The following is a 20,772-nucleotide window of genomic DNA, read 5'->3' on the forward strand; positions in this document are numbered from 1 at the left end:
GGGTTTCAGCTCTCCATGTCCGGATGACCCCGCACTATCCTGAAAGAGGTGCTGCCTGCCCGCGCGCCAGCGGTACGAGGGGAAGCCGCGGTGGGGCCTTTGCACCCGGGCTGGAGGAGAAGCGTGGGTGGCTCATGGGCATGGCGCAAGAGCAGCGCGAGTACGGGTGGAGGGGGCAACTGCGTCGAAGTCGCCTGGACCGGTGAAGCCGTGCTGGTACGCGACTCGATCCGCTCTCGTGGCCGCGTCGTCGCCCTCGGACCGACGGCGTGGTGTGCCTTCCTCGGCCTGATGGCGACTCCCTCGCCGCGAGACACCCCACCTTCTCCGCACGAAACGACGGCCCGCGCCTGAGGCATCCGGCGCGGGCCGTCGTCGTGCCCCGGTCAGTGGCGCGGTGCTCGGCCCAGGCCCAGCGCCACCAGCCCCGCCGCCCCCAGCACGATCGCCGCGTCCAGGGCCACCACCGTGTGGACGCCGGAGAGGAGGTTCGGGGATGTGGTGGCCAGGATGCCGAGGAGGGGGATGCCGATGGTGAGGCCGACCTGCTGGGTGGAGGTCACCAGGCCGGTGGCGAGGCCCTGTTCGTGGTCGGGGACGCCCGAGGTGACGGTCAGGCCGTACGAGATGATCGCGCCCAGGTGGCACATGCAGGCCAATGACACCGCGGCCGTGGCCAGCCAGATCGACCCTCCGCCGGTGCCGAGGGCGAGCAGGGAAGCGATGAACGCGCCCTGGCCGGCGAGCGAGGCGACCAGTGTGCGGCGGGCGCCGAGGCGGCCGATGATCCTCGGGGCGCAGGCGCCCGCCACCGCGGACATCACGCCCACGAAGCCGAAGACCAGGCCCGTCTCGAAGGCCGACAGACGCAGCGTCTCCTGGAGGTAGAGCGTCAGGACGAAGATCACCGTCGACATCATCGAGAAGGTGACCAGGCCGCCCAGATTGCCCCACGCCACTGTGCGGCGGCCCAGCATCGGCAGGGAGACCAGGGGCTCCGCGGTGCGCGACTCGACGTATCCGAAGAGTGCGAGCAGGGCGACTCCGGCGATCAGGGCCGCGATCACGTCCGCGCTGCCGAAGCCGCGTTCCGCCGCCGTCGACAGGGCGTAGATCAGGGCGAGCAGACCGCCGGTGACCGTCACCGCGCCCGGGACGTCCAGGCGGGGGCGGTCGCTGTGGCGGGACTCCGGGAGCAGGGTCGGTGCCAGGGGCAGCACGATCAGGGCGAAGAGCGTCAGCAGGCCCATCGTGGAGCGCCAGCCGAACGCGTCGGTCAGCACCCCGCCCGCCACCATCCCGACGGTGAAGCCGAGCGAGAGCAGCGTGCCGCTGATGCCGAGGGCACGGTCGCGGGCCGGGCCCTCCGGGAACGTCGTCGTCAGCAGCGACATGCCCGTCGGTACGATCGCCGCCGCGCCGAGGCCCTGCAACGCCCGTCCGGCCAGGAACGACGCCGGGTCCCAGGCGAAGGTCGCGAGCAGCGAGGCCGCGCCGAAGAGGGCGAGCCCGGCGAGGAACAGCCTGCGGCGCCCGTACAGGTCACCCATCCGTCCGAAGAGCAGCAGGAATCCGCCGGACGGCAGGGCGAACGCCGTGACCGCCCACTGGAGGGCCGACTGGCTCATGCCCAGGTCCTGGCCGAGAACCGGCAACGCCACGTTCAGCACGGAGAAGTCGAGGGCGACCATGAACTGGGCCGCGCAGAGGACGAACAGGACCAGTTTGTCCCGGGTGGAGAGGTGAGGGGCGGGGGCCGCCGGTTCTTGAGCGGTTGGTTCGTGTTCGTGTTCGTGTTCGGGCTCGTGCACAGGGGTGGGTGCGGAGGATTCGATCGCCATGGGCACGAGCTTGTGGGCGTCGGAATATCGGTGGGGAGCCGGAACTTATGCTGGTGGTCGCAACACCAGCCACCCGGAGGGGGATTCCTACGTGGTTGACGACGTGCTCAAGACCCGTCGGCTGAGTGAGCTGCGTGAGTTCCTGATGAGCCGCCGGGCGAGGGTGTCCCCGGCCCAGGCCGGGCTGCCGGACGGCGGTGCCCGTCGGCGTACTCCCGGGCTGCGTCGCGAGGAGGTCGCCGTGCTCGCCGGTGTCGGCGCCTCCTGGTACCAGTGGCTGGAGCAGGGGCGGGACATCTCCGTGTCGCCGCAGGTGCTCGACTCGGTGGCCCGTGTGCTGCGGCTGAGCAACGCCGAGCGGCGCCATCTGTATCTGCTCGCCGGGCTCAATCCGCCCGCGCCCGAGGTCGCGCCGGGGGACCGGGACATGTGCGAGGGGCTGCGGCGGCTGATCGACACCTGGATGCCGTATCCGGCGCACATCATGGACGCGTACTACAACTGCGTCATGTACAACGACGCCGCCGGGGCGGTTCTCGGCATGCGTCCCAAGGACGTGCAGAACTGCCTCCTCGACTTCTTCACCGACCCGCTCTACCGGGGGCGGTCGCTGACCTGGCAGGAGAACGCCCGGACGGTCGTCGCCCAGTTCCGCGCCTCCTGCGCGGCCGCTCCCGACGACGAGGGGTTCCAGGACGTACTGGCCCGGGTGAAGGCGGCCAGTGCCGAGTTCACGGAGCTGTGGGAGCGGCGGGACATCGAGGCTCCGGGGCAGACCCGCAAGGAGCTCGACCATCCGCTGGTCGGGGTGCTGGTCCTGGAGGCGACCGCCATGAAGGTGCCGGCGCGGCCCGACCTCACGATCGTGCTGCACACGCCGCTGCCCGAGGCCAACACCTCGACGAAGCTGGAGTGGCTGGCCTCCGCGGAGGGGCGGCGTGGGGCGATGTATCCGGTTGCTGGGTAGCTGGGTAGTGGCCGGGTTGGTGGGGGGCGGCGTTGGCCCGGGGATGCTGGGATGAGTGTGCAGGGTTTGCAGGTGTGTCGGGTCTACGGCTGGGCGGTGTCGCGTACCGCCGCGCGGGAGGCGGGTCGGGCTTCGTATGCTCTGGGCATGACCGACAGCACCGCGCTCGATCCCGAGGACCGCAAGATCGTCACCCTGGCCCGTTCCGTACGGGCCCGCAATGGTGTGCCCGAGGGGGCGGCCGTGCGTGACGAGACCGGCCGTACGTATGTTGCGGGGAGCGTTGACCTGCCTTCTCTGCGGCTCAGTGCGCTGCAGACCGCGGTGGCCATGGCTGTGGCTTCCGGGGCGAAGGCGTTGGAGGCGGGGGCCGTGGTGACCGAGGCGGAGTCCTTGGCGGACGGTGATCTGGCGGTTGTGCGGGATCTTGGTGGGCCTGGGGCGGTTGTGCTGGTCGCTGGGGTTGATGGGGAGGTTCGGGTGCGGGTTGCCGTGGGCTGAGGCCCCGGGCGTTTTTCTTCCCCAGCCCCACCCCTTCCCGAAACTGGGGGCTCCGCCCCCAGACCCCCGGCGGGTGCGATTTCGGGTGCGGGTTCGTTGTGGCTTGTCGCGCAGTTCCCCGCGCCCCTTCTAGGGGCGCGGGGGCGGAGCCCCCGAGGCATGGGCCCCACCGGTCGACTTCGGCCACATCTTCGGCCGGCGGAAGATTCCCCACCGCTTCTCTTGCAATCCCGGGCCGCTCGCGTCTCAATGGACGACAGCTCTTCCGACGGACCGTCAGATTCGTCGCCGCGCAGCGTGCCCGCACACCGCTCGTGGTGACTGGTCCGTGCGCACGTGAATCCCCGCACCGTCGCCGGCCCGCCGAACAGGCACCGGTGGCAAGCACGCGTGCCCGCACGACGGCGCGCCCGTCGAGCGTCCCCACATGGCAATTCCCGTACAAGGGAAGGGAATCCCCCAATGAGATGCAAGCGACTCGGAATCGGTGCGGCGTTAGCCGCCGGCACCCTCGCCGCCGGCCTGGCCCTCGCTCCGGGTGCCGCAGCCGTCGTCCCCCAGTCCGCCACGATCATCGCCGACTGCGGCGCCTACGGCGGCGGTGAGGCCACCCTCACGGCCACCCAGACCGGCACCTCCGCCACCATCACCCTCAGCTCGTCCGAGATCACCTCCCCGCTCGCCCTCGGCGCGGACTCGATCGTCTCCACACTCACCATGGTGAAGGCGGGCGGCGGCACGACCGCCTTCACGGGCACCAAGAACCCCGCCATGGACGCGGGTGACGGCGTCTCGGTCGGCCCGCTGACCGGCACCGTCGCGCCCGGCGACAGCCTGGAGGCGAACGGCGGCTCCCTGCGGATGGTGATCTTCGGATTCATCACCGTGACGTGTACGGCGCAGGGGCCGCAGTCGCCGGGCCCGTTCGTGTTCGAGTGAGCCCCGGGCGGCAGCCCTCTCCGTAACCCCCACGAGGCAACCCTCCCCGCGAGGCAACCCCCCACGAGCAAGTCGAGCCATGGACCGGTGTCGCCTGCGCGCGGCGGCACCGGTCTTCGTGCTCAACTGCCCTGTTGTGCAACGAAGTTGACAGAAGCTGATGGCCCATCAGTTGACGTCCGGCGATTCCATTGACTTTTCACACAACCAACACATCAATGTCCCCCTGTCGGCGCAGAAGAACGCGGAAGAGCCGCTGCGCCCGCATCCTCAGGAGGGGCAACCATGGGTTCAGGAACCCGAAGACGCCACCGTTGGGCGGCACTTCTCGGAGCGACCGCGCTCGCGGTCACCGGGGGAGGTGCGCTCGCCTGTCCCGCGAGCGCGGAGCCTCAGCAGGTCGAGTTCGCCACGCACTGCGTCCCGCCGCCCATCGCGGGCATCCCGCCGATCGACGGCACCACCACCGCCAGGATCACGGTGGACAACGCCACGCCCAAGGTGGGCGACACGGTCACCGTCACGTACACGGTGGTCAAGCCCGCCGCGTCCAACCCGGTCGACATCGCCCTGCCCGCCGACATCATGACGCCCACCGGCAAGGTCACCCTCGGTGGCGTGCAGACCGGTGCCGTCACGGTCGCGGGCCCGAAGAAGAACGACCCGGTACCGGGGAAGGGCGCCTTCCCGTCCTTCTCGATGACCGGCACCTTCACGGTCACCACACCCGGCGCGATCACCCTCTCGCCCGGCGACTACAACATCCACACCAGCTATCTCCTGGAGCTGGACACCCCGTGCACGGTCACCAACCCGCCCGCCCCCGTCTCCGAGACGGTCACCGCGACGGACGGCGGACAGACCAACAACCGTGCCATCAGCCTCGGTACGGCTTCCGGAAAGCCGGGTGACAGCGTGACCGTCACCGGCACGAACTTCACCCCGGGCGCAGCGGTCACCCTCGCCGGACGGGCCGGCGCCGCCGAGACCGCCGACAAGGGCACCACCACCGCGAACGCCCAGGGCGCCATCAGCGGCACCCTGACCGTCAACGACAAGGCGACGACCGGGGTCGTGGCGTACGAGGGGAGTGCCTGGAGCGACAGCAAGGGGGCCGGGCCCGCCGCCTATGTCGTCATCGAGGACAACACGCCGCTCCCCGAGGGCAGTCAGAAGGTCAACTCCTCGGTCAAGGCGGGCACGTTGTCCATGACCCAGGCCGGTGACACCGTTGAACTCGCGGCGGTCGACTACGGCAAGGGCGGCTTCTCGCGCGGCTCCCTGCAGACGGTGACCGTCAAGGACTTCCGCGGCGGACCCGCGGGCTGGTCCCTGACCGGCAAGGTCACCGACTTCGCCGGTCCCGGCGGGGCGAAGATCGAAGCGGCCAAGCTGGGCTGGACCCCGGTCTGCGCCACCAAGACCGGCAGCCCGAGCACCTGCCAGCCCGGTTCGCCCGGCTCGGTCGGCAGCGCCGGAGCGACCCTGGCGTCAACGCCCAACGGCGCGCAGACCGGCGGCGAGTTCACCGTCGACGCCAGGCTTTCGCTGAACGTTCCGGCGTTCACCCCGCCCGGCGCGTACTCCGGCGTTCTGACGCTCACGCTCACCTGACACACCCTGAAACACCTGACGGTTCGTCAACAGAGCTGTCAGCAGGCTTGTTTCGTCGGTGGCCGGGCGCGCACCCGCCCGTCCGCCTCGTCCGACTCGCTCACCGGGGGTCCGCACCCATGCGCAAGCCGTTCGTCCTCCTCCTGTTGCTCTTCCTCGGCCTGACCGGGGCGCCCGCGTACGCCGCCGACAACGGCAGCTGGTCCGTCTACCCCGTCTCGACGGACCTCGCCTCGCGGCCCTACTTCCACCTCTCCGCCGACCCCGGGACGACCATCGACGACAAGGTGACCGTCGCCAACAAGACCGGGGCGCCACTGACCTTCCGGCTGTACGCGGCCGACGCCTACAACACCGCCCGGGACGGCGGATTCGCGGTGCGCACCCACAAGGAGAAGCAGCGGGGCGTCGGCGCCTGGGCGAAGCCCACGAAGTCCCGGGTGACCGTGCCCGCCCACGGCTCGGTCACCGTGCCGTTCACGATCCGGGTGCCCGAGGGCGCCGAACCCGGGGATCACCCGGGTGCGCTGGTCGCTCTCGACGAGCGGATCGACGGCGGGTCGGGGGCCGTCGAGGTCGGCGTGCAGCGGGCCGTCGGCGCCCGGATCTATCTGCGGGTGGGCGGACCGACCGTGCCCGCCGTCGCCGTCGAGGACGTCCGCATCACCCACCACCAGCCGCTCGTGCCCGGCATCGGCGACAGCACGGCCACCGTCTCGTACACCCTCCACAACACCGGCAATGTCACCCTCAACCCCAAGGTGGAGCTGAAGGCCGAGGGGCTCTTCGGCCGTACGCTGCTCGCCCGTGACCTGGCCGAGGTCCCCTCCGAGCTGCTGCCCGGGCAGCGGGTGAAGTTGAGCGAACCGTGGCGTGGTGCGCCCCAACTCGACTGGGGCGACGTGACGTTGACGGCCAGCGCGCACGACACCCGTGAGTCGGCGAGTACGTCGTTCTTCGCGCTGCCGTGGCTCGTCGCGGTCGTACTGGCAGCGGGGATCGCGGGCGTGGCGGTGGGGATCAGGATCAGAGGGCGTCGGGGCCGCGCTCGCCCGTCCGTACCCGCACCACCGTCTCCACCGGCACGGCCCATACCTTTCCGTCGCCGATCTTCCCCGTCTTCGCCGCCTTCACGATCCCTTCGATGACGGCGTCGGCGTCCGCGTCCTCGACGACGACCTCGATACGGATCTTGGGGACCAGGTCGACCTGGTACTCGGCCCCGCGGTACACCTCCGTGTGGCCGCGCTGGCGCCCGTACCCGCTGGCCTCCGTGACGGTCAGCCCGTGCACGCCGATGTCCTGGAGGGCGGTCTTGACCTCGTCGAGCCGGTGCGGCTTGACGATCGCGGTGATGAGCTTCATGCCGGGGTCCTGGCCTTCTGCGCGATGCGGGTGACGGGGGCGGGCGGGGAGTGGCCGGGGCACGTACGACGGAGGTGGGAGCCGTGCTCCGGAACCCCGTGATCGTAGGCCGTCCGGGCCTGTGTCGTAAGGTGCCGGCCGGTGTGTGTGGCCGCTGGGTGCGGCAGGGCTCCGATGATCAGGGACAATGGGGCTCATGAGCGTTCGTACCCAGTCCTCCGAGCCGTCCGAGGCGATCCATCGCGCCGGCTTCGCCTGCTTCGTGGGCCGCCCCAACGCGGGCAAGTCCACCCTGACGAACGCTCTGGTCGGCCAGAAGGTGGCGATCACGGCGAACCAGCCGCAGACGACGCGGCACACCGTGCGCGGCATCGTGCACCGGCCCGACGCCCAGCTGATCCTCGTGGACACGCCTGGGCTGCACAAACCGCGCACGCTGCTCGGCCAGCGGCTGAACGACGTCGTACGGACGACGTGGGCCGAGGTCGACGTGATCGGGTTCTGTCTGCCGGCCAACGAGAAGCTCGGTCCCGGTGACCGTTTCATCGCGAAGGAACTGGCGTCGATCAAGAAGACGCCGAAGATCGCGATCGTGACGAAGACCGACCTCGTGGACAGCAAGACGCTCGCCGAGCAGCTCATCGCCATCGACCAGCTCGGCAAGGAGCTCGGCTTCGAGTGGGCCGAGATCGTGCCGGTGTCCGCGGTCGGGGACAAGCAGGTGGATCTGCTCGCGGATCTGCTGGTGCCCCTGCTTCCGGAGGGGCCCGCGCTCTATCCCGAGGGTGACCTCACGGACGAGCCCGAGCAGGTGATGGTGGCCGAGCTGATCCGTGAGGCCGCGTTGGAGGGGGTGCGGGACGAGTTGCCGCACTCCATCGCCGTTGTCGTCGAGGAGATGCTTCCCCGCGAGGATCGGCCTGCCGACAAGCCTCTTCTCGACATCCACGCGTTTGTCTATATCGAGCGGCCCAGTCAGAAGGGGATCATTATTGGGCCCAAGGGCAAGCGGTTGAAGGAGGTTGGGATCAAGTCGCGCAAGCAGATTGAGGCGTTGCTGGGTACGCCGGTCTTTCTCGACCTCCATGTGAAGGTTGCCAAGGACTGGCAGCGGGATCCGCGCCAGCTGCGCAAGCTTGGTTTTTAAGACCTTTCTCCTTCCCCAGCCCCACCCCTTCCCGAAACTGGGGGCTCCGCCCCCAGGCCCCCGGCGGGTGCGATTTCGGGTGCGGGTCCGGCTGTGGCTTGTCGCGCAGTTCCCCGCGCCCCTTTAAGGGGCGCGGGGAACTGCGCAGTCTTTTGGGGGTTCGGGGGCGGAGCCCCTGAGTCAGTGACGGGAATGGGTAGGGGCGGCGGGGGCGAGAAAACTCATCGCTGGGATTGGATCGCGGCCCTTAGCCAGGCGTACGACGCCTTCGGCGTGCGGGTCAGGGTTTTGAAGTCCACGTGGACCAGGCCGAAGCGGCGGGCGTAGCCCTCGGCCCATTCGAAGTTGTCGAGGAGTGACCAGACGAAGTAGCCGCGGACGTCCACACCCTGCTCCAACGCCCGGTGCAGCGCCCGCAGATGACCGTCCAGGTAGGTGATCCGGTCCTGGTCGTCGAGGCCCTCGTACGAGCAGCCGTTCTCCGTGATGACGATGGGCGGGAGCCGGTCGCCGTACCGCTTGTGGAAGTCCACCAGCAGTTCCGTGAGCGCATGAGGGACCACCGGCCAGCCGAAGTCCGTGACCGGGTAGCCGTCGATCTCCCTTACGGAGAAGGGGAGTTCCGCGGGCATCGTCAGTCCGCCGAACTCGATCTCCGAACCCTGGGGCGCGCCCACCCTCGTCGGGGCGTAGTAGTTGATCCCGTACCAGTCGATCGGCTCCGCGATGACCTTCAGGTCGGCCTCGACGTCCCCGGGCATCAACTCGCCGAGGCCCTCCGGGTATTGGCCCGTCAGCACCGGGTCCGCGAACAGCCGGTTGAGGAGGAGGTCGTAGAAGGCCGCCGCCTCCAGGTCCTCCGGTTCCTGGGACGCGGGCCAGGTCGGTCCGTGCGAGTTGGCGATGCCGATGTCCGTGACTCCGGCCGCGCGCAGGGCCCGTACGGCCAGGCCGTGGCCCAACAGCTGGTGGTGGGCGACCGGCAGTGCGTCGAAGAGGAGCTGCTTGCCCGGCGCGTGGGCACCCAGGGCATGGCCCAACAGGGTGTGTTCGGCAGGCTCGTTGAGGGTGATCCACTTGCTGATCCGGTCGCCTAGCCGGTCGGCCACCAGGGCGGCGTACTCGGCGAAGCGCTCGGCCGTGTCCCGGTTCAGCCAGCCGCCCGCCTCCTCGACCGACACCGGCAGATCCCAGTGGAAGAGGGTCGGGACGGCGCGTACGCCCGCCGCGGTCAGTTCGTCCACCAGGCGGTCGTAGAAGTCCAGGCCGCCGGGGGAGTTCACCCGCGGCCAGGAGATCGAGAAGCGGTACGCGTCCACGCCGAGGTCGCGCAGGAGCGCGACGTCCTCCGGGTAGCGGTGGTAGTGGTCGCAGGCCACCGCCGCGGTGGAGTTGTCCTTGATGTGCCCCGGTTCGGCCGTGAAGGCGTCCCAGACCGAGGGGGCGCGCTTGTCCGCCGCGCCCTCGATCTGGTGGGCCGAGGTGGACACGCCCCAGAGGAAGCCGGCCGGGAACTGGGGGATCGGGTTGGTCGCCGTGTTCGCCATGCGCGCGATCATCTGTAGCGGGCTTGAGCGAAGTCAACGGGGTTGGGTGAAGTGGCCGTTACTTGTTCCGCCGAGGGCGCCTGGAGGGGAGGGGCTTGCTGTGGTTGGGCGGCTGCGGGGCGGATGTGGCTGGTCGCGCAGTTCCCCGCGCCCCTGGAGGGCGCCCCCCCCACGGCCTTCCCTGTCCGGCGCCCTTGTTACGCGCCCTCCTTGAGGACTCTTGAGATCAGTTTTCGTTGTTCCTCTGTCAGGCGGGGGTCCGCGCAGTACACCGTCCTGCCGTTGACGGTGATCTGGTAGCTGAAGCCGTCCGGAACGCCTATGGGAGGCGTGCCCCGGCCGGATGTGATCGCCTGTTCGGCCAGGGCGTGCCACTCCTGGGCGTCGACGCGGCCCGAGGTCTCCACCTCGGCGTACCGCTCGATACCCGCGAATCCGCCCGTGCGCCTCACCTGAATACGCATGGGTCCTGTCTAGTACGAAACGGCTCCCCTACGGAACGGCGGCGCGAGTCACGGTCACAGGGTTCGTACCCCGACCTGCTCCCACGCCTTCGTCACCGCCTGCAGTTCGTCGCCCTCGCCGAACGAAGCGCGGGCCTTGGCCACGGTCAGCGTCGCGAAGTCCGTGAAGTTGGCCTTCGAGCCCAGTTCGCCGCCGGTCAGCACGTCGTACCAGATCCGTCCCGCGCGCTCCCACGCGTGCCCGCCGAGCGCGGTCGCCGCGAGGTAGAAGGCGTGGTTGGGGATGCCCGAGTTGATGTGGACACCGCCGTTGTCACGGCCCGTCTGCACGTAGTCGTCCATCGTGGCGGGCTGCGGGTCCTTGCCGAGCACGTCGTCGTCGTACGCCGTGCCCGGGGCCTTCATCGAGCGCAGGGCCGTGCCCGTGACGCGCGGGGCCAGCAGGCCCGCGCCGATCAGCCAGTCGGCCTCGGCGGCGGTCTGGCCGAGCGTGTACTGCTTGATGAGCGCGCCGAAGACGTCCGAGAAGTGCTCGTTCAGGGCACCCGGCTGGCCGAAGTACGTGAGGTTCGCCGTGTACTGCGTGACGCCGTGGGCCAGCTCGTGGCCGATGACGTCGACCGGGATGGTGAAGTCGAGGAAGATCTCGCCGTCACCGTCGCCGAAGACCATCTGCTCGCCGTTCCAGAAGGCGTTGTTGTAGTCCTCGCCGAAGTGCACGGTCGCGTTGAGCGGCAGCCCCTCGGCGTTGATCGAGTTCCGTTCGTACGCCTTCTGGAACAGCTCGAAGGTCGCGCCCAGGCCGGCGTACGCACGGTTGACCGTGGCGTCCTTGCCCGGCTTGTCGCCCTCGCCGCGGACCTTCTTTCCGGGCAGGTCCTGCTTGTGCTTCGCGTCGTGGATCGTGCGGTTCGGCCTGTCCTCGGCGGCGCCCTTCGGCGGGGCCAGGGTGGGCGCGCCGATGACCGTGGTCAGGCGGCGGTGGGTGCGCTCGAAGGCGTCGCGCTCCAGGGTGCGGCGTGCCTTGCCGGCGAGGGCGGGGTCCTCGGCCTGGGCCAGGGTGTCGAGGACGTGCGGTGGGACGATCGTGCAGAAGACGGGCTCAAAGCCCCCGTTTGTCGTCATGGTCGGCACCATTGCACTGTGTGACTTGGCTGTCACTAGAGGCAACCATGATTGGTGAAATGCGGGGATAAGAGGGGCTGTGGGGTGAGCGTTGTGTTACGGGTGCGGGCCCGGTGGGGGCTTGTCGCGCAGTTCCCCGCGCCCCTGAAAGAACACGGACCCCGAGCCCCGAAGGGGAAGTGTGCCGATGTGCGGTGATGTGACCTTGTGCACCTTTTGTGACGCGATTCCCTGGCGTCCCGCATACTGATACGGACCCTCGCGTGGGGCTTGGCTCGGCTAGCATGCGGAGCATCATGCGTTTCGGGCTGCTTCTCCTTAGCTGCCGCGGCGAGGGCCTGTAGTCGAGGCCGACCCCCTCCCCGCGGAGTTCGGCGTTGCGCCGTCGGCCGTCCCTCGGATTCTCTCCGAGGATCAAGCGGACCAAGAGGAGCCCCTCGCATCATGGCGAACCGCCAGCAGCCCACCTCCATGCCGATCCACAAGTACCGCCCGTACGACCAGGTCGACATCGCCGACCGTACGTGGCCGGGCAACCGGATCACCGTCGCCCCCCGCTGGCTCTCCACCGACCTGCGTGACGGCAATCAAGCCCTGATCGACCCCATGTCGCCCGCGCGAAAGCGCGAGATGTTCGACCTGCTGGTGAAGATGGGCTACAAGGAGATCGAGGTCGGTTTCCCCGCCTCCGGCGAGACCGATTTCGCGTTCGTGCGCTCGATCGTCGAGGAGCCGGGCGCGATTCCGGACGACGTCACGATCTCCGTACTGACCCAGGCCCGCGAGGACCTCATCGAGCGGACCGTCGAGTCGCTGAAGGGCGCCAAGCGCGCCACCGTCCACCTCTACAACGCCACCGCCCCGGTCTTCCGCCGGGTCGTCTTCCGCGGTTCCAAGGACGACATCAAGCAGATCGCCGTCGACGGCACCCGGCTGGTCGTGGAGTACGCGGAGAAGCTGCTGGGCCCCGAGACGACCTTCGGCTACCAGTACTCGCCGGAGATCTTCACGGACACCGAGCTGGACTTCGCGCTGGAGGTCTGTGAGGCGGTCATGGACGTCTGGCAGCCGGGTCCGGGCCGCGAGATCATCCTCAACCTGCCTGCCACGGTGGAGCGTTCGACGCCGTCGACACACGCGGACCGCTTCGAGTGGATGTCGCGGAACCTGTCCCGTCGTGAGTACGTCTGTCTGTCCGTTCACCCGCACAACGACCGGGGTACGGCTGTCGCGGCGGCCGAGCTGGCGCTGATGGCCGGGGCGGACCGTATCGAGGGCTGTCTGTTCGGGCAGGGCGAGCGGACGGGCAATGTCGATCTGGTGACGCTGGGGATGAACCTGTTCTCGCAGGGTGTGGATCCGCAGATCGACTTCTCGGACATCGACGAGGTGCGGCGGACGGCGGAGTACTGCAACCAGATGGAGGTCCACCCGCGCCACCCGTACGTGGGGGATCTGGTCTACACGTCCTTCTCGGGCTCCCATCAGGACGCCATCAAGAAGGGGTTCGACGCCATGGAGGCCGACGCGGCCGCGAAGGGCGTCACCGTGGACGACATCGAGTGGGCGGTTCCGTATCTGCCGATCGACCCGAAGGACGTCGGGCGGTCGTACGAGGCGGTCATCCGGGTCAACTCGCAGTCCGGCAAGGGCGGTATCGCGTACGTCCTGAAGAACGACCACAAGCTGGACCTGCCGCGGCGGATGCAGATCGAGTTCTCGAAGATCATTCAGGCGAAGACCGACGCCGAGGGCGGCGAGGTCACCGGCAAGGACATCTGGGCGGTCTTCCAGGACGAGTACCTGCCGAACGCCCAGAACCCCTGGGGCCGTATCCAGGTCAGCAACGGCCAGTCCACGACCGACCGTGACGGTGTCGACACGCTCACCGTCGAGGCCGAGGTGGACGGCACCGAGACCGTTCTGGTCGGTACCGGAAACGGCCCGATCTCGGCGTTCTTCCACGCCCTGCAGGGCATTGGGATCGACGCCCGGCTGCTCGACTACCAGGAGCACACGATGAGCGAGGGCGCGTCCGCGCAGGCCGCCTCGTACATCGAGGTCGCGATCGGCGACAAGGTGCTGTGGGGAATCGGCATCGACGCGAATACGACACGCGCCTCGCTGAAGGCCGTGGTCTCCGCGGTCAACCGCGCGACCCGATAAGGCCGTTCACCTGCGTTTCTCCGGTCCCGTCCGCCTCACAGGCGGGCGGGACCGCGGCGTGTATCAAGCCATGTCACAGAGTGGTCTCGCCCTGGGTACTGACTCTTCCTCAACAATGTGGCTAACATCACGCCAACGCGGCGATGTTGCCGCGGGGTTACGGAGGTGCGACGTGCTGCCAGGACGGGGACGAAACGGCCGGTTTGTCCGCGCCGGCTCCATGGGCGTTTCGCGCATCCTCGGAACCCGTACGGCGTGGACCACCGTCGGCGACGGCGAGTTCTTCTGCCCCGGCTGCGGAGGCGACCGCAACTACCAGCGCCTCACCGGCCGCCGCCGCTTCACCTGCCTCGGCGTCCCGGTCCTCCCGCGCGGTGAGACGGGTCCCGTCGTCGAGTGCGCGGCCTGCGGCCAGCACTACAGCGCGGACGTCCTCGACCACCCCACCACGACCCGCTTCTCGGCGATGCTCCGCGACGCCGTCCACACCGTCGCCCTCGCCGTCCTGGCCGCCGGCGGCACCTGCTCCCGTACGTCCCTGGAGACCGCCGCGAGCGCCGTCCGCTCGGCCGGTTTCGACGACTGCACCGAGGAGCAGCTCGCGGCCCTCGTCGAGGCGCTCGCGGCCGACACCGGCCGGATCTTCGGGGAGCCCTGTGGGCCCGGTCTGGCCATAGAGCTCCATGAGGCGCTGGATCCGCTGGCTCCCCACCTGGCTCCCGGTGGGCGCGAGGCCATCCTTCTCCAGGGTGCTCGTATCGCTCTTGCGGACGGGCCTTACACGCCTGCCGAGCGCGAGACTCTCGCGACGGTGGGCGCTGCGCTGACGATCTGTGCGGATGATGTGACTCGGTTGCTCACGGCGGCGCGGACGCCGTCGTGACCCCTGGGTGATCCCGGGCCCCTTGCGCCCTCCCGGCCGGCGCCCTCCCGGCCGGCGCCCTCCCGGCGGGGAGTGATTTCTGCTGCGGGCCCGGTGGGGGCTGGTCGCGCAGTTCCACGCGCCCCTTGCGGGGCGCGGATTGTTGCTCCCCCGGAACCCGTGCCCCCAACGGGGCGGGGCGCCGTCGACTACTCCCCGGGGAGTAATCCGTACCCGCCGTCGCCCCCGGCAGTACGCGGTACCTCGCCCTCCCGCCCGACGAAAGCCGTGGTCTTCACCGGAAGTCTGGGGACCTAAGCAGACGTCACCCGGAGGGAGATCGGTCAATGGGGGCCGGACAGACAACCACGACGAGGACGGGACGCAGGCGAGCCGTTCCATGGGCGGTGCTCGGGCTGTGGATTGCCGTGATCGCGCTCGTCGGACCGTTCGCGGCGAAGCTCGCCGACGTGCAGCACGACCGGGTCACCGACTACCTGCCGGCGAGCGCCGACTCGACGCAAGTGGCGAAGATCCAGGAGGAGTTGCCCGGGGGCGAGACCACCGAGATGGTGCTCGTCTACCACCGGGACGGCGGGCTCAGCGCCGCCGACCGTGAGACCGCCGCCGGGCAGGTCGCGGAGATCAGCAGGCAGCACGAGCTGATCGGCGGTGCTCCGAAGGGGATTCCGTCCAAGGACGGCACGACCCTGATGTACCCGGTCGCCAGCAACGAGCCCGGGACCAACGAGGAGCTGCGGGACGAACTCGTCAACGACGTCCGCGAAGTCGCCCAGGGCGAAGGCGGGTTGAGCGTCGAGGTGGGCGGCACCGGCGCGCTGGCCACCGACGCCGCCGAGGTCTACAACTCGCTCGGCGGACCGCTGCTCTACACCACCGTCGCCGTCGTCGCGATCCTGCTGATCCTGATCTACCGCAGCCCCGTGCTGTGGCTCGTGCCCCTCGTCGTCGCCGGGATCGCCGACTTCATGTCGATGGGTGTCGCCTACGGCCTCAACCAGGCCTTCGGCACGACCGTCTCGGGCCAGAGCTCGGGCGTGATGACGATCCTTGTGTTCGGGGCGGGCACGGACTACGCGCTGCTGCTCGTCTCGCGCTACCGGGAGGAACTGCGGCGCATCGAGCGCCCGTACGAGGCCATGGTCGCCGCCCTGCGCGGCTGCGGGCCCGCCGTGCTCGCCTCCTCCGGCACCGTCGCCGCCGGACTGCTGTGCCTGCTCGCCGCCGACCTCAACAGCAGCCGCGGCATGGGCCCGCTCGGCACCGTCGGAGTGCTGTGCGCGCTGATCGCGATGCTGACCCTGCTCCCCGCCATCCTCGTACTGGTCGGACGGCGCGTTTTCTGGCCGCTCGTGCCGGCCTTCGGGAGCACGCCCAAGCAGCGGCGGAGCCTGTTCTCGGCGATGGGCAGCTCGGCCGGACGCAGGCCGCTGACCGTGCTCGCCAGCGGTGCCGTACTGCTCGGCGCCCTCGCTCTGGGCTCGCTCAACCTGCCGGGACCGGTCAAGCAGGAGGACTCCTTCGTCGACAAGCCCGAGGCCGTCGTCGCGATGGAGACCCTCGCCAAGTCCTATCCCGAGAGCGGCAGCCAGCCCATCGACGTGGTCACCCCGCAGGGCCGCGCCGACGAGACCCTCGCGGCCGTCCGCGGCACGCCCGGAGTCGACAGCGCGGAGAAGGGGCGTACGGGAGACGGCTGGACCGAGATCTCCGTCTTCGCCAAGAGCGCGCCCCAGTCGGCGGGGGAGACCGCCACCATCAAGTCCCTGCGGGACGAACTGAAGGGCTCCTATGTCGGCGGGGCCAGCGCCCAGCAGATCGACCTGGAGGACACCAACGCCCGGGACACGAAGATCGTCGTACCACTCGTCCTCGTCTCCGTGATGCTCATACTGATCGGGCTGCTGCGGAGTCTGGTCGCACCGCTGCTCCTGGTGGTCGCGGTCGTCGCGGTGTGGGGTGCCTCCCTCGGGATCGGCGGACTGGTCTTCGGACCGCTGCTCGGCTTCGAGGGCACCGATCCGGGGCTCGGCCTGCTGTCCTTCGTGTTCCTGGTCGCCCTGGGCGTCGACTACGGCATCTTCCTCATGCACCGGATGAGGGAGGAGTCCCTGGCGGGAGCGGAACCGGCCACCGCCGCGCTCACCGCGCTGCGCACCACCGGCGGCGTCATCGCCTCCGCCGGACTCGTCCTCGCCGCGACCTTCGCCGTGCTGACGAACATGGGCCTGGTGCAGCTGGTCCAGCTCGGCTTCGTGATCGCCGTCGGCGTCCTGCTCGACACCTTCCTCGTACGGACGTACCTGGTGACCAGCGCCAGCGTCGCCCTGGGCCGGAAGGTGTGGTGGCCGGGCGTGCTCTCACGGGAGCCCGAGCAGGCCGAACGGACCGGACCGGCCGGACCGACCGAGCCGCCACGGCAGCCGGAAACGGTCGGTGCGCCCTGAGCACGCTGATCGAACACGCTGATCGAGCACCTTGATCCGGCGGGCTCGCCCGGGCGCCTCTCCTTCCGGAGGGGCGCCCGGGTTCCCGCACGAGTACCGGAAGATGGAGCCGTGGAAGAACGGGGAACGACCACAGGGGCACGCGACCGGTCGGCGGCGGAGACGGCGGCCGGCGGAGGCGGGCGGTCCCGTCGCGTCGAGCGCATCATGTCCGCCATCAACCGCGAACCGATGACCGCGCCGCACCGCACCCGCAACGACGCGTTCCTCGCGCTGGGCGTCGCCGTGCTCGCCGTCGCCATAGCCCTGATGGGCGGCGAGGGGACCTGGCCCGACCCGATCGGCTGGACGCTGCTGCTCGCCGGGCACGTGCCCCTCGTCTGGCGGCGCCACCGTCCGCTGGTGGCCCTGCTGGGGGTGGCGGCCTGCGTGGTGCCGTACCACGCCCTCGACAACAACCACGCCCTGCCCATCCCCGCGACCCTCCTGGCGCTCTACACGGTCGCGGCGACCGGCACCGTACGCCGCACGCTGCTCACCGGTGTCGCCGTCCTCGGCCCGACAGTGATCATCAACGGCCTCACCAACCCGAAGGGGGCGCTGGAGTTCCTGCGGATCTCCGGCTGGATCATCGCGGTCCTGTTCATCGGGATCGACGTCCGCTACTACCGCCGGTACGTGGCCTCCATCGTCGAGCGGGCCGAGCGCGCCGAACGCACCCGCGAGGAGGAGGCCAGGCGCCGCGTCGCCGAGGAACGGCTGCGGATCGCCCGGGACCTGCACGACCTGCTCGCCCACAGCATCACGCTCATCGGCGTGCAGACGTCCGTGGCGGCCCACGTCCTCACCGCCGACCCCGAGCGCCTCGACCGCAAGGCCGTCGCCCAGGCACTGGACGACATCGCGGGGACCTGCCGGACCGCCCGGGGGGAGCTGCGTACGACGCTGGAGGTGCTGCGGGCGCACGACACGGTCGTGGGAGTGGGCGGAGAGCTGGGGGCGGCCGTCGGTTCCGGTTCCGGTTCCGGATCCGTTTCCGGGACCGAGGACATGCGGGGGCCGCTGCCCGGGATCGACGGACTGGCCGGTCTCGCGGAGACCGGCCGGGTGGCCGGGGCCAAGGTCGAACTGTCCGTCCGCGCGGACGGCATACCGCCCTCCGTGGGCGCCGCCGCGTACCGGATCGTGCAGGAGGCGCTCACCAACGCCGTACGTCACGGCGGCCGCGAGGACCTCACCGTGCGGGTGGGTCTGTGGACCGCGGACGGCGCGCTGCGGGTGAGCGTCACGGACGACGGGACGGGCGGGGCCACGGACGCGGGCGGCGGTGCGGGCCCGTCCGACGGCACGCCGGGGTTCGGGCTCGTCGGAATGCGGGAGCGGGCCCGTAGCGTGGGCGGCACACTGGACGCCGGACCGGGGCCCGCCAAGGGCTTCGAGGTGACCGCCACACTGCCGCTGTCCCGGGAGGGCGAGGCTCGATGACGATCCGCGTACTGCTTGCCGACGACCAGAACCTCGTACGGGCCTCCTTCGCGATGCTCGTCTCGTCGGCCGGGGACATGGAGGTCGTCGCCGAGGCGGGGACCGGGCGGGAGGCGGTGGCGCTGGCCCGGTCTGCGCGGGCCGATCTGATCGTGATGGACATCCGCATGCCCGACCTGGACGGGATCGAGGCGACCCGGCTCATCGCCGCCGACGAGGATCTCGCGGGGGTGAAGGTGCTCGTCCTGACGACGTACGACACCGACGAGCACATCGTCGAGGCACTGCGGGCCGGGGCGTCCGGCTTCCTCGTGAAGGACATCAAGCCGGCCGAACTCCTCGACGCCATCCGGACGGTGGCCGCGGGGGAGTCCCTCCTCTCGCCCGGTCCCACCTCGCGGCTCATCGCCCGCTTTCTGCGCGCGCCGGACACCGCGACGACGTCCGCGGTGGGCGGGCCGAGCGGGCTGTCCGAGCGGGAACGACAGGTGCTCGCGCTGGTCGCGCGCGGTCTCAACAACTCTGAGATCGCCGACGCGTTGGGACTCAGTCCGCTGACCGCGAAGACCCATGTCAGCCGGATCATGGGCAAGTTGGGGGCGCGGGACCGGGCGCAGCTGGTGATCGTGGCGTACGAGTCGGGGCTTGTGATACCCGGGACTGTCTGAGCTTCGGGCCGAGTTCGGGTCGGGTTCAGGCCGCGTTCCGGGGACCTGTTGTACGGTCCCTCAACTCCCCGTGGTTGCACGGGCATTGCTCTGTCCCTCGGTGCGCACTAGTTTCACCCTTCACAAGGACATCCCACGTCCTATGTTCCCTCGCGTCCCGTGTCCGCTGTCTCACGTCCGCCTCTGTGCGTTCTCAGGAGAAACCGTGGCTTCCACACGTCGTCGTCCTCGTCCGATCGCCCTTGCCGGTGTCGCGGGGCTCACCGTCGGACTCGCCTCCGGATTCGTGTCCACCGGTACCGCGTCCGCCGCGGAACGGCCGTCGCGGGGGTGTGTCTCCTCCGTTCCGTACGCGGCCGGGCAGAACGGGTACGACACCTACCGCATCCCCGCCACGGTCACGACCCGGACGGGTGCCGTGCTCGCCTTCGCCGAGGGCAGACGCGACGGTGCCGGGGACACCGGGAACATCGACGTCGTCCTCAGACGGTCCTTCGACGGTGGCTGCACCTGGGGGCCGCTGTCCGTCGTCGCGGCCGGGAAGGGGGACACGCGCGGCAATCCGGCGCCCGTCGTCGACCCCCGTACCGGGAAGGTCGTCCTCCTCACGTCCTACAACAGCGGTGCTGTGACCGAGGCGCAGATCATGCGCGGGGAGGTCACGGCCGAGCAGAGCCGGCGGGTCTTCGTGCAGACGAGCCGGGACGACGGGCGTCGATTCAGCGCGCCCCGGGACATCACCGGGGCGGTGAAGCTGCCGGGGTGGCGGTGGTACGCCACCGGGCCGGGGCATGCGGTGGCGCTGACCCGGGGGCCGCACGCCGGGCGGCTCGTCGTGCCCTCCAACCACTCGGCCTCGCCTGCGGCCGGCTCCGCCGACACCGGGCAGGAGGCCAAGTACTACGGGGCGCACGCGATCTACAGCGATGACGGTGGGGTGACGTGGCGGGTCGGGTTCGTGGACGACTCGTACGACGGGGTCGACAACGCCAACGAGAACGCCGTGGCCCAACTGCCCGATGGGCGGCTGTACTTCAGTGCGCGGGATCAGCACGGGAGCAGTGTGGGGAACCGGCTCGACGGCTACTCCAGCGACGGGGGTGTGACGCTCGACCGGCCCTATCTGATTCAGCCGACGCTCAATGACGTGCCGGTGGTGCAGGGGAGTGTGCTGCAGTTGGTCGGGGGCGGGCGGGGGGCGGCTCCGTTGCTCTTCTCCGGGCCGTCCGTGCCGACGGTTCGGCAGTCCATGGCGGTGTGGCGCAGCTCGGACGCGGGGCACTCCTTCACCAAGGCGAAGACGCTCTCCACGCGGCCGGCCGCGTACTCCGACCTCGTGCAACTGGGTTCCGACCGGGTCGGGGTCCTCTACGAGACGGGGGTCACGGGGATGTACGAGGGGATTGAGTTCAGGCGGGTGCCGGTGGGCGAGCTGAGGGGGTAGCGGGGGTTTTCTCTCGCCCCCGCCGCCCCTACCCGTCCCGTCCCCTGGGGCTCCGCCCCAGACCCCGTGGGGTTCGTTTTTGGCTGCGGGCCGTCGTGGGTTGCTCGCGCAGTTCCCCGCGCCCCTAGGTACCTAGGGGCGCGGGGAACTGCGCAGTCTTTTGGTCTTT

At 70.0% G+C, this 20,772-nt stretch carries 17 protein-coding genes and 1 pseudogene; 13 read left to right on the forward strand and 5 right to left on the reverse strand.

Annotated elements, in window-relative coordinates; all coding sequences use genetic code 11:
* The first annotated feature begins 123 nt into the window (after positions 1-123).
* Positions 124-354: a DUF397 domain-containing protein gene (locus JEQ17_RS31155; RefSeq protein WP_200398236.1), complete on the forward strand. Its 231-nt coding sequence runs from the start codon at positions 124-126 to the stop codon at positions 352-354.
* Positions 355-386: 32 nt separating this feature from the next.
* Here the strand turns inward: JEQ17_RS31155 and JEQ17_RS31160 are convergent, their stop codons facing one another.
* On the reverse strand, positions 387-1,841 hold the full coding sequence (locus JEQ17_RS31160) for an MFS transporter (protein WP_200398237.1): 1,455 nt from the start codon (positions 1,839-1,841) through the stop codon (positions 387-389).
* Between the two features lie 145 nt (positions 1,842-1,986).
* Between JEQ17_RS31160 and JEQ17_RS31165 the strand changes: the two genes are divergently transcribed.
* From JEQ17_RS31165 to JEQ17_RS31185, 5 genes and pseudogenes are all read left to right on the forward strand, one after another.
* Positions 1,987-2,808, forward strand: a complete 822-nt coding sequence (locus tag JEQ17_RS31165; protein ID WP_383398621.1) for a helix-turn-helix transcriptional regulator — start codon at positions 1,987-1,989, stop codon at positions 2,806-2,808.
* A 147-nt stretch (positions 2,809-2,955) separates the two neighbouring features.
* Positions 2,956-3,309, forward strand: coding sequence for a cytidine/deoxycytidylate deaminase family protein (locus tag JEQ17_RS31170; RefSeq protein WP_200398239.1), 354 nt, complete (start codon positions 2,956-2,958; stop codon positions 3,307-3,309).
* 462 nt (positions 3,310-3,771) lie between these two features.
* Positions 3,772-4,248 (forward strand): hypothetical protein, encoded by a 477-nt coding sequence (locus JEQ17_RS31175; RefSeq protein ID WP_200398240.1) that lies wholly within the window; start codon positions 3,772-3,774, stop codon positions 4,246-4,248.
* Positions 4,249-4,533: 285 nt separating this feature from the next.
* On the forward strand, positions 4,534-5,862 hold the full coding sequence (locus JEQ17_RS31180) for a WxL domain-containing protein (protein WP_200398241.1): 1,329 nt from the start codon (positions 4,534-4,536) through the stop codon (positions 5,860-5,862).
* Positions 5,863-5,981: 119 nt separating this feature from the next.
* Positions 5,982-6,992, forward strand: a pseudogene (locus JEQ17_RS31185) (WxL protein peptidoglycan domain-containing protein); the annotation flags it as partial.
* Here the strand turns inward: JEQ17_RS31185 and JEQ17_RS31190 are convergent.
* Positions 6,889-7,227: a P-II family nitrogen regulator gene (locus JEQ17_RS31190; protein WP_200398242.1), complete on the reverse strand. Its 339-nt coding sequence runs from the start codon at positions 7,225-7,227 to the stop codon at positions 6,889-6,891. The pseudogene JEQ17_RS31185 and the gene JEQ17_RS31190 sit on opposite strands and share 104 nt — an antisense overlap.
* Before the next feature lie 187 nt (positions 7,228-7,414).
* On the opposite strand from JEQ17_RS31190, the gene era reads away from it, so the two are divergent.
* Entirely contained in the window at positions 7,415-8,374 is a 960-nt protein-coding gene (gene era, locus JEQ17_RS31195; RefSeq protein ID WP_200398243.1) for a GTPase Era, read from the forward strand.
* Positions 8,375-8,595: 221 nt separating this feature from the next.
* Here era and JEQ17_RS31200 read toward each other — a convergent pair whose 3' ends face one another.
* The 3 genes from JEQ17_RS31200 to JEQ17_RS31210 all read right to left on the reverse strand — a co-directional run bounded on the left by JEQ17_RS31200 (position 8,596) and on the right by JEQ17_RS31210 (position 11,510).
* On the reverse strand, positions 8,596-9,921 hold the full coding sequence (locus JEQ17_RS31200; protein WP_200398244.1) for a GH1 family beta-glucosidase: 1,326 nt from the start codon (positions 9,919-9,921) through the stop codon (positions 8,596-8,598).
* Positions 9,922-10,118: 197 nt separating this feature from the next.
* On the reverse strand, positions 10,119-10,385 hold the full coding sequence (locus JEQ17_RS31205; RefSeq protein WP_143632025.1) for a protealysin inhibitor emfourin: 267 nt from the start codon (positions 10,383-10,385) through the stop codon (positions 10,119-10,121).
* A gap of 54 nt (positions 10,386-10,439) precedes the next feature.
* On the reverse strand, positions 10,440-11,510 hold the full coding sequence (locus JEQ17_RS31210; protein WP_200398245.1) for a M4 family metallopeptidase: 1,071 nt from the start codon (positions 11,508-11,510) through the stop codon (positions 10,440-10,442).
* A 444-nt stretch (positions 11,511-11,954) separates the two neighbouring features.
* Here JEQ17_RS31210 and leuA point away from each other — a divergent pair, with 444 nt between their 5' ends.
* The 6 genes from leuA to JEQ17_RS31240 all read left to right on the forward strand — a co-directional run bounded on the left by leuA (position 11,955) and on the right by JEQ17_RS31240 (position 20,603).
* The gene (gene leuA, locus JEQ17_RS31215; protein ID WP_200398246.1) at positions 11,955-13,676 is read left to right on the forward strand and encodes a 2-isopropylmalate synthase; all 1,722 of its coding nucleotides are present in this window, start codon (positions 11,955-11,957) and stop codon (positions 13,674-13,676) included.
* A 172-nt stretch (positions 13,677-13,848) separates the two neighbouring features.
* Positions 13,849-14,559: a tellurite resistance TerB family protein gene (locus tag JEQ17_RS31220; RefSeq protein ID WP_200398247.1), complete on the forward strand. Its 711-nt coding sequence runs from the start codon at positions 13,849-13,851 to the stop codon at positions 14,557-14,559.
* A 326-nt stretch (positions 14,560-14,885) separates the two neighbouring features.
* A complete protein-coding gene (locus JEQ17_RS31225; protein ID WP_200398248.1) occupies positions 14,886-17,006 on the forward strand; it encodes an MMPL family transporter in 2,121 nt (706 codons plus the stop codon).
* Positions 17,007-17,117: 111 nt separating this feature from the next.
* Entirely contained in the window at positions 17,118-18,491 is a 1,374-nt protein-coding gene (locus JEQ17_RS31230; RefSeq protein ID WP_407700097.1) for a sensor histidine kinase, read from the forward strand.
* Positions 18,488-19,159, forward strand: a complete 672-nt coding sequence (locus JEQ17_RS31235; RefSeq protein ID WP_200398249.1) for a response regulator — start codon at positions 18,488-18,490, stop codon at positions 19,157-19,159. Before JEQ17_RS31230 ends, JEQ17_RS31235 begins: the two co-directional genes overlap by 4 nt.
* A 205-nt stretch (positions 19,160-19,364) precedes the next feature.
* Positions 19,365-20,603 (forward strand): sialidase family protein, encoded by a 1,239-nt coding sequence (locus JEQ17_RS31240; protein WP_407700098.1) that lies wholly within the window; start codon positions 19,365-19,367, stop codon positions 20,601-20,603.
* The last annotated feature ends 169 nt before the right edge of the window (positions 20,604-20,772 follow it).

It is taken from the genome of Streptomyces liliifuscus (genome assembly GCF_016598615.1).
Classification (GTDB): domain Bacteria; phylum Actinomycetota; class Actinomycetes; order Streptomycetales; family Streptomycetaceae; genus Streptomyces; species Streptomyces liliifuscus.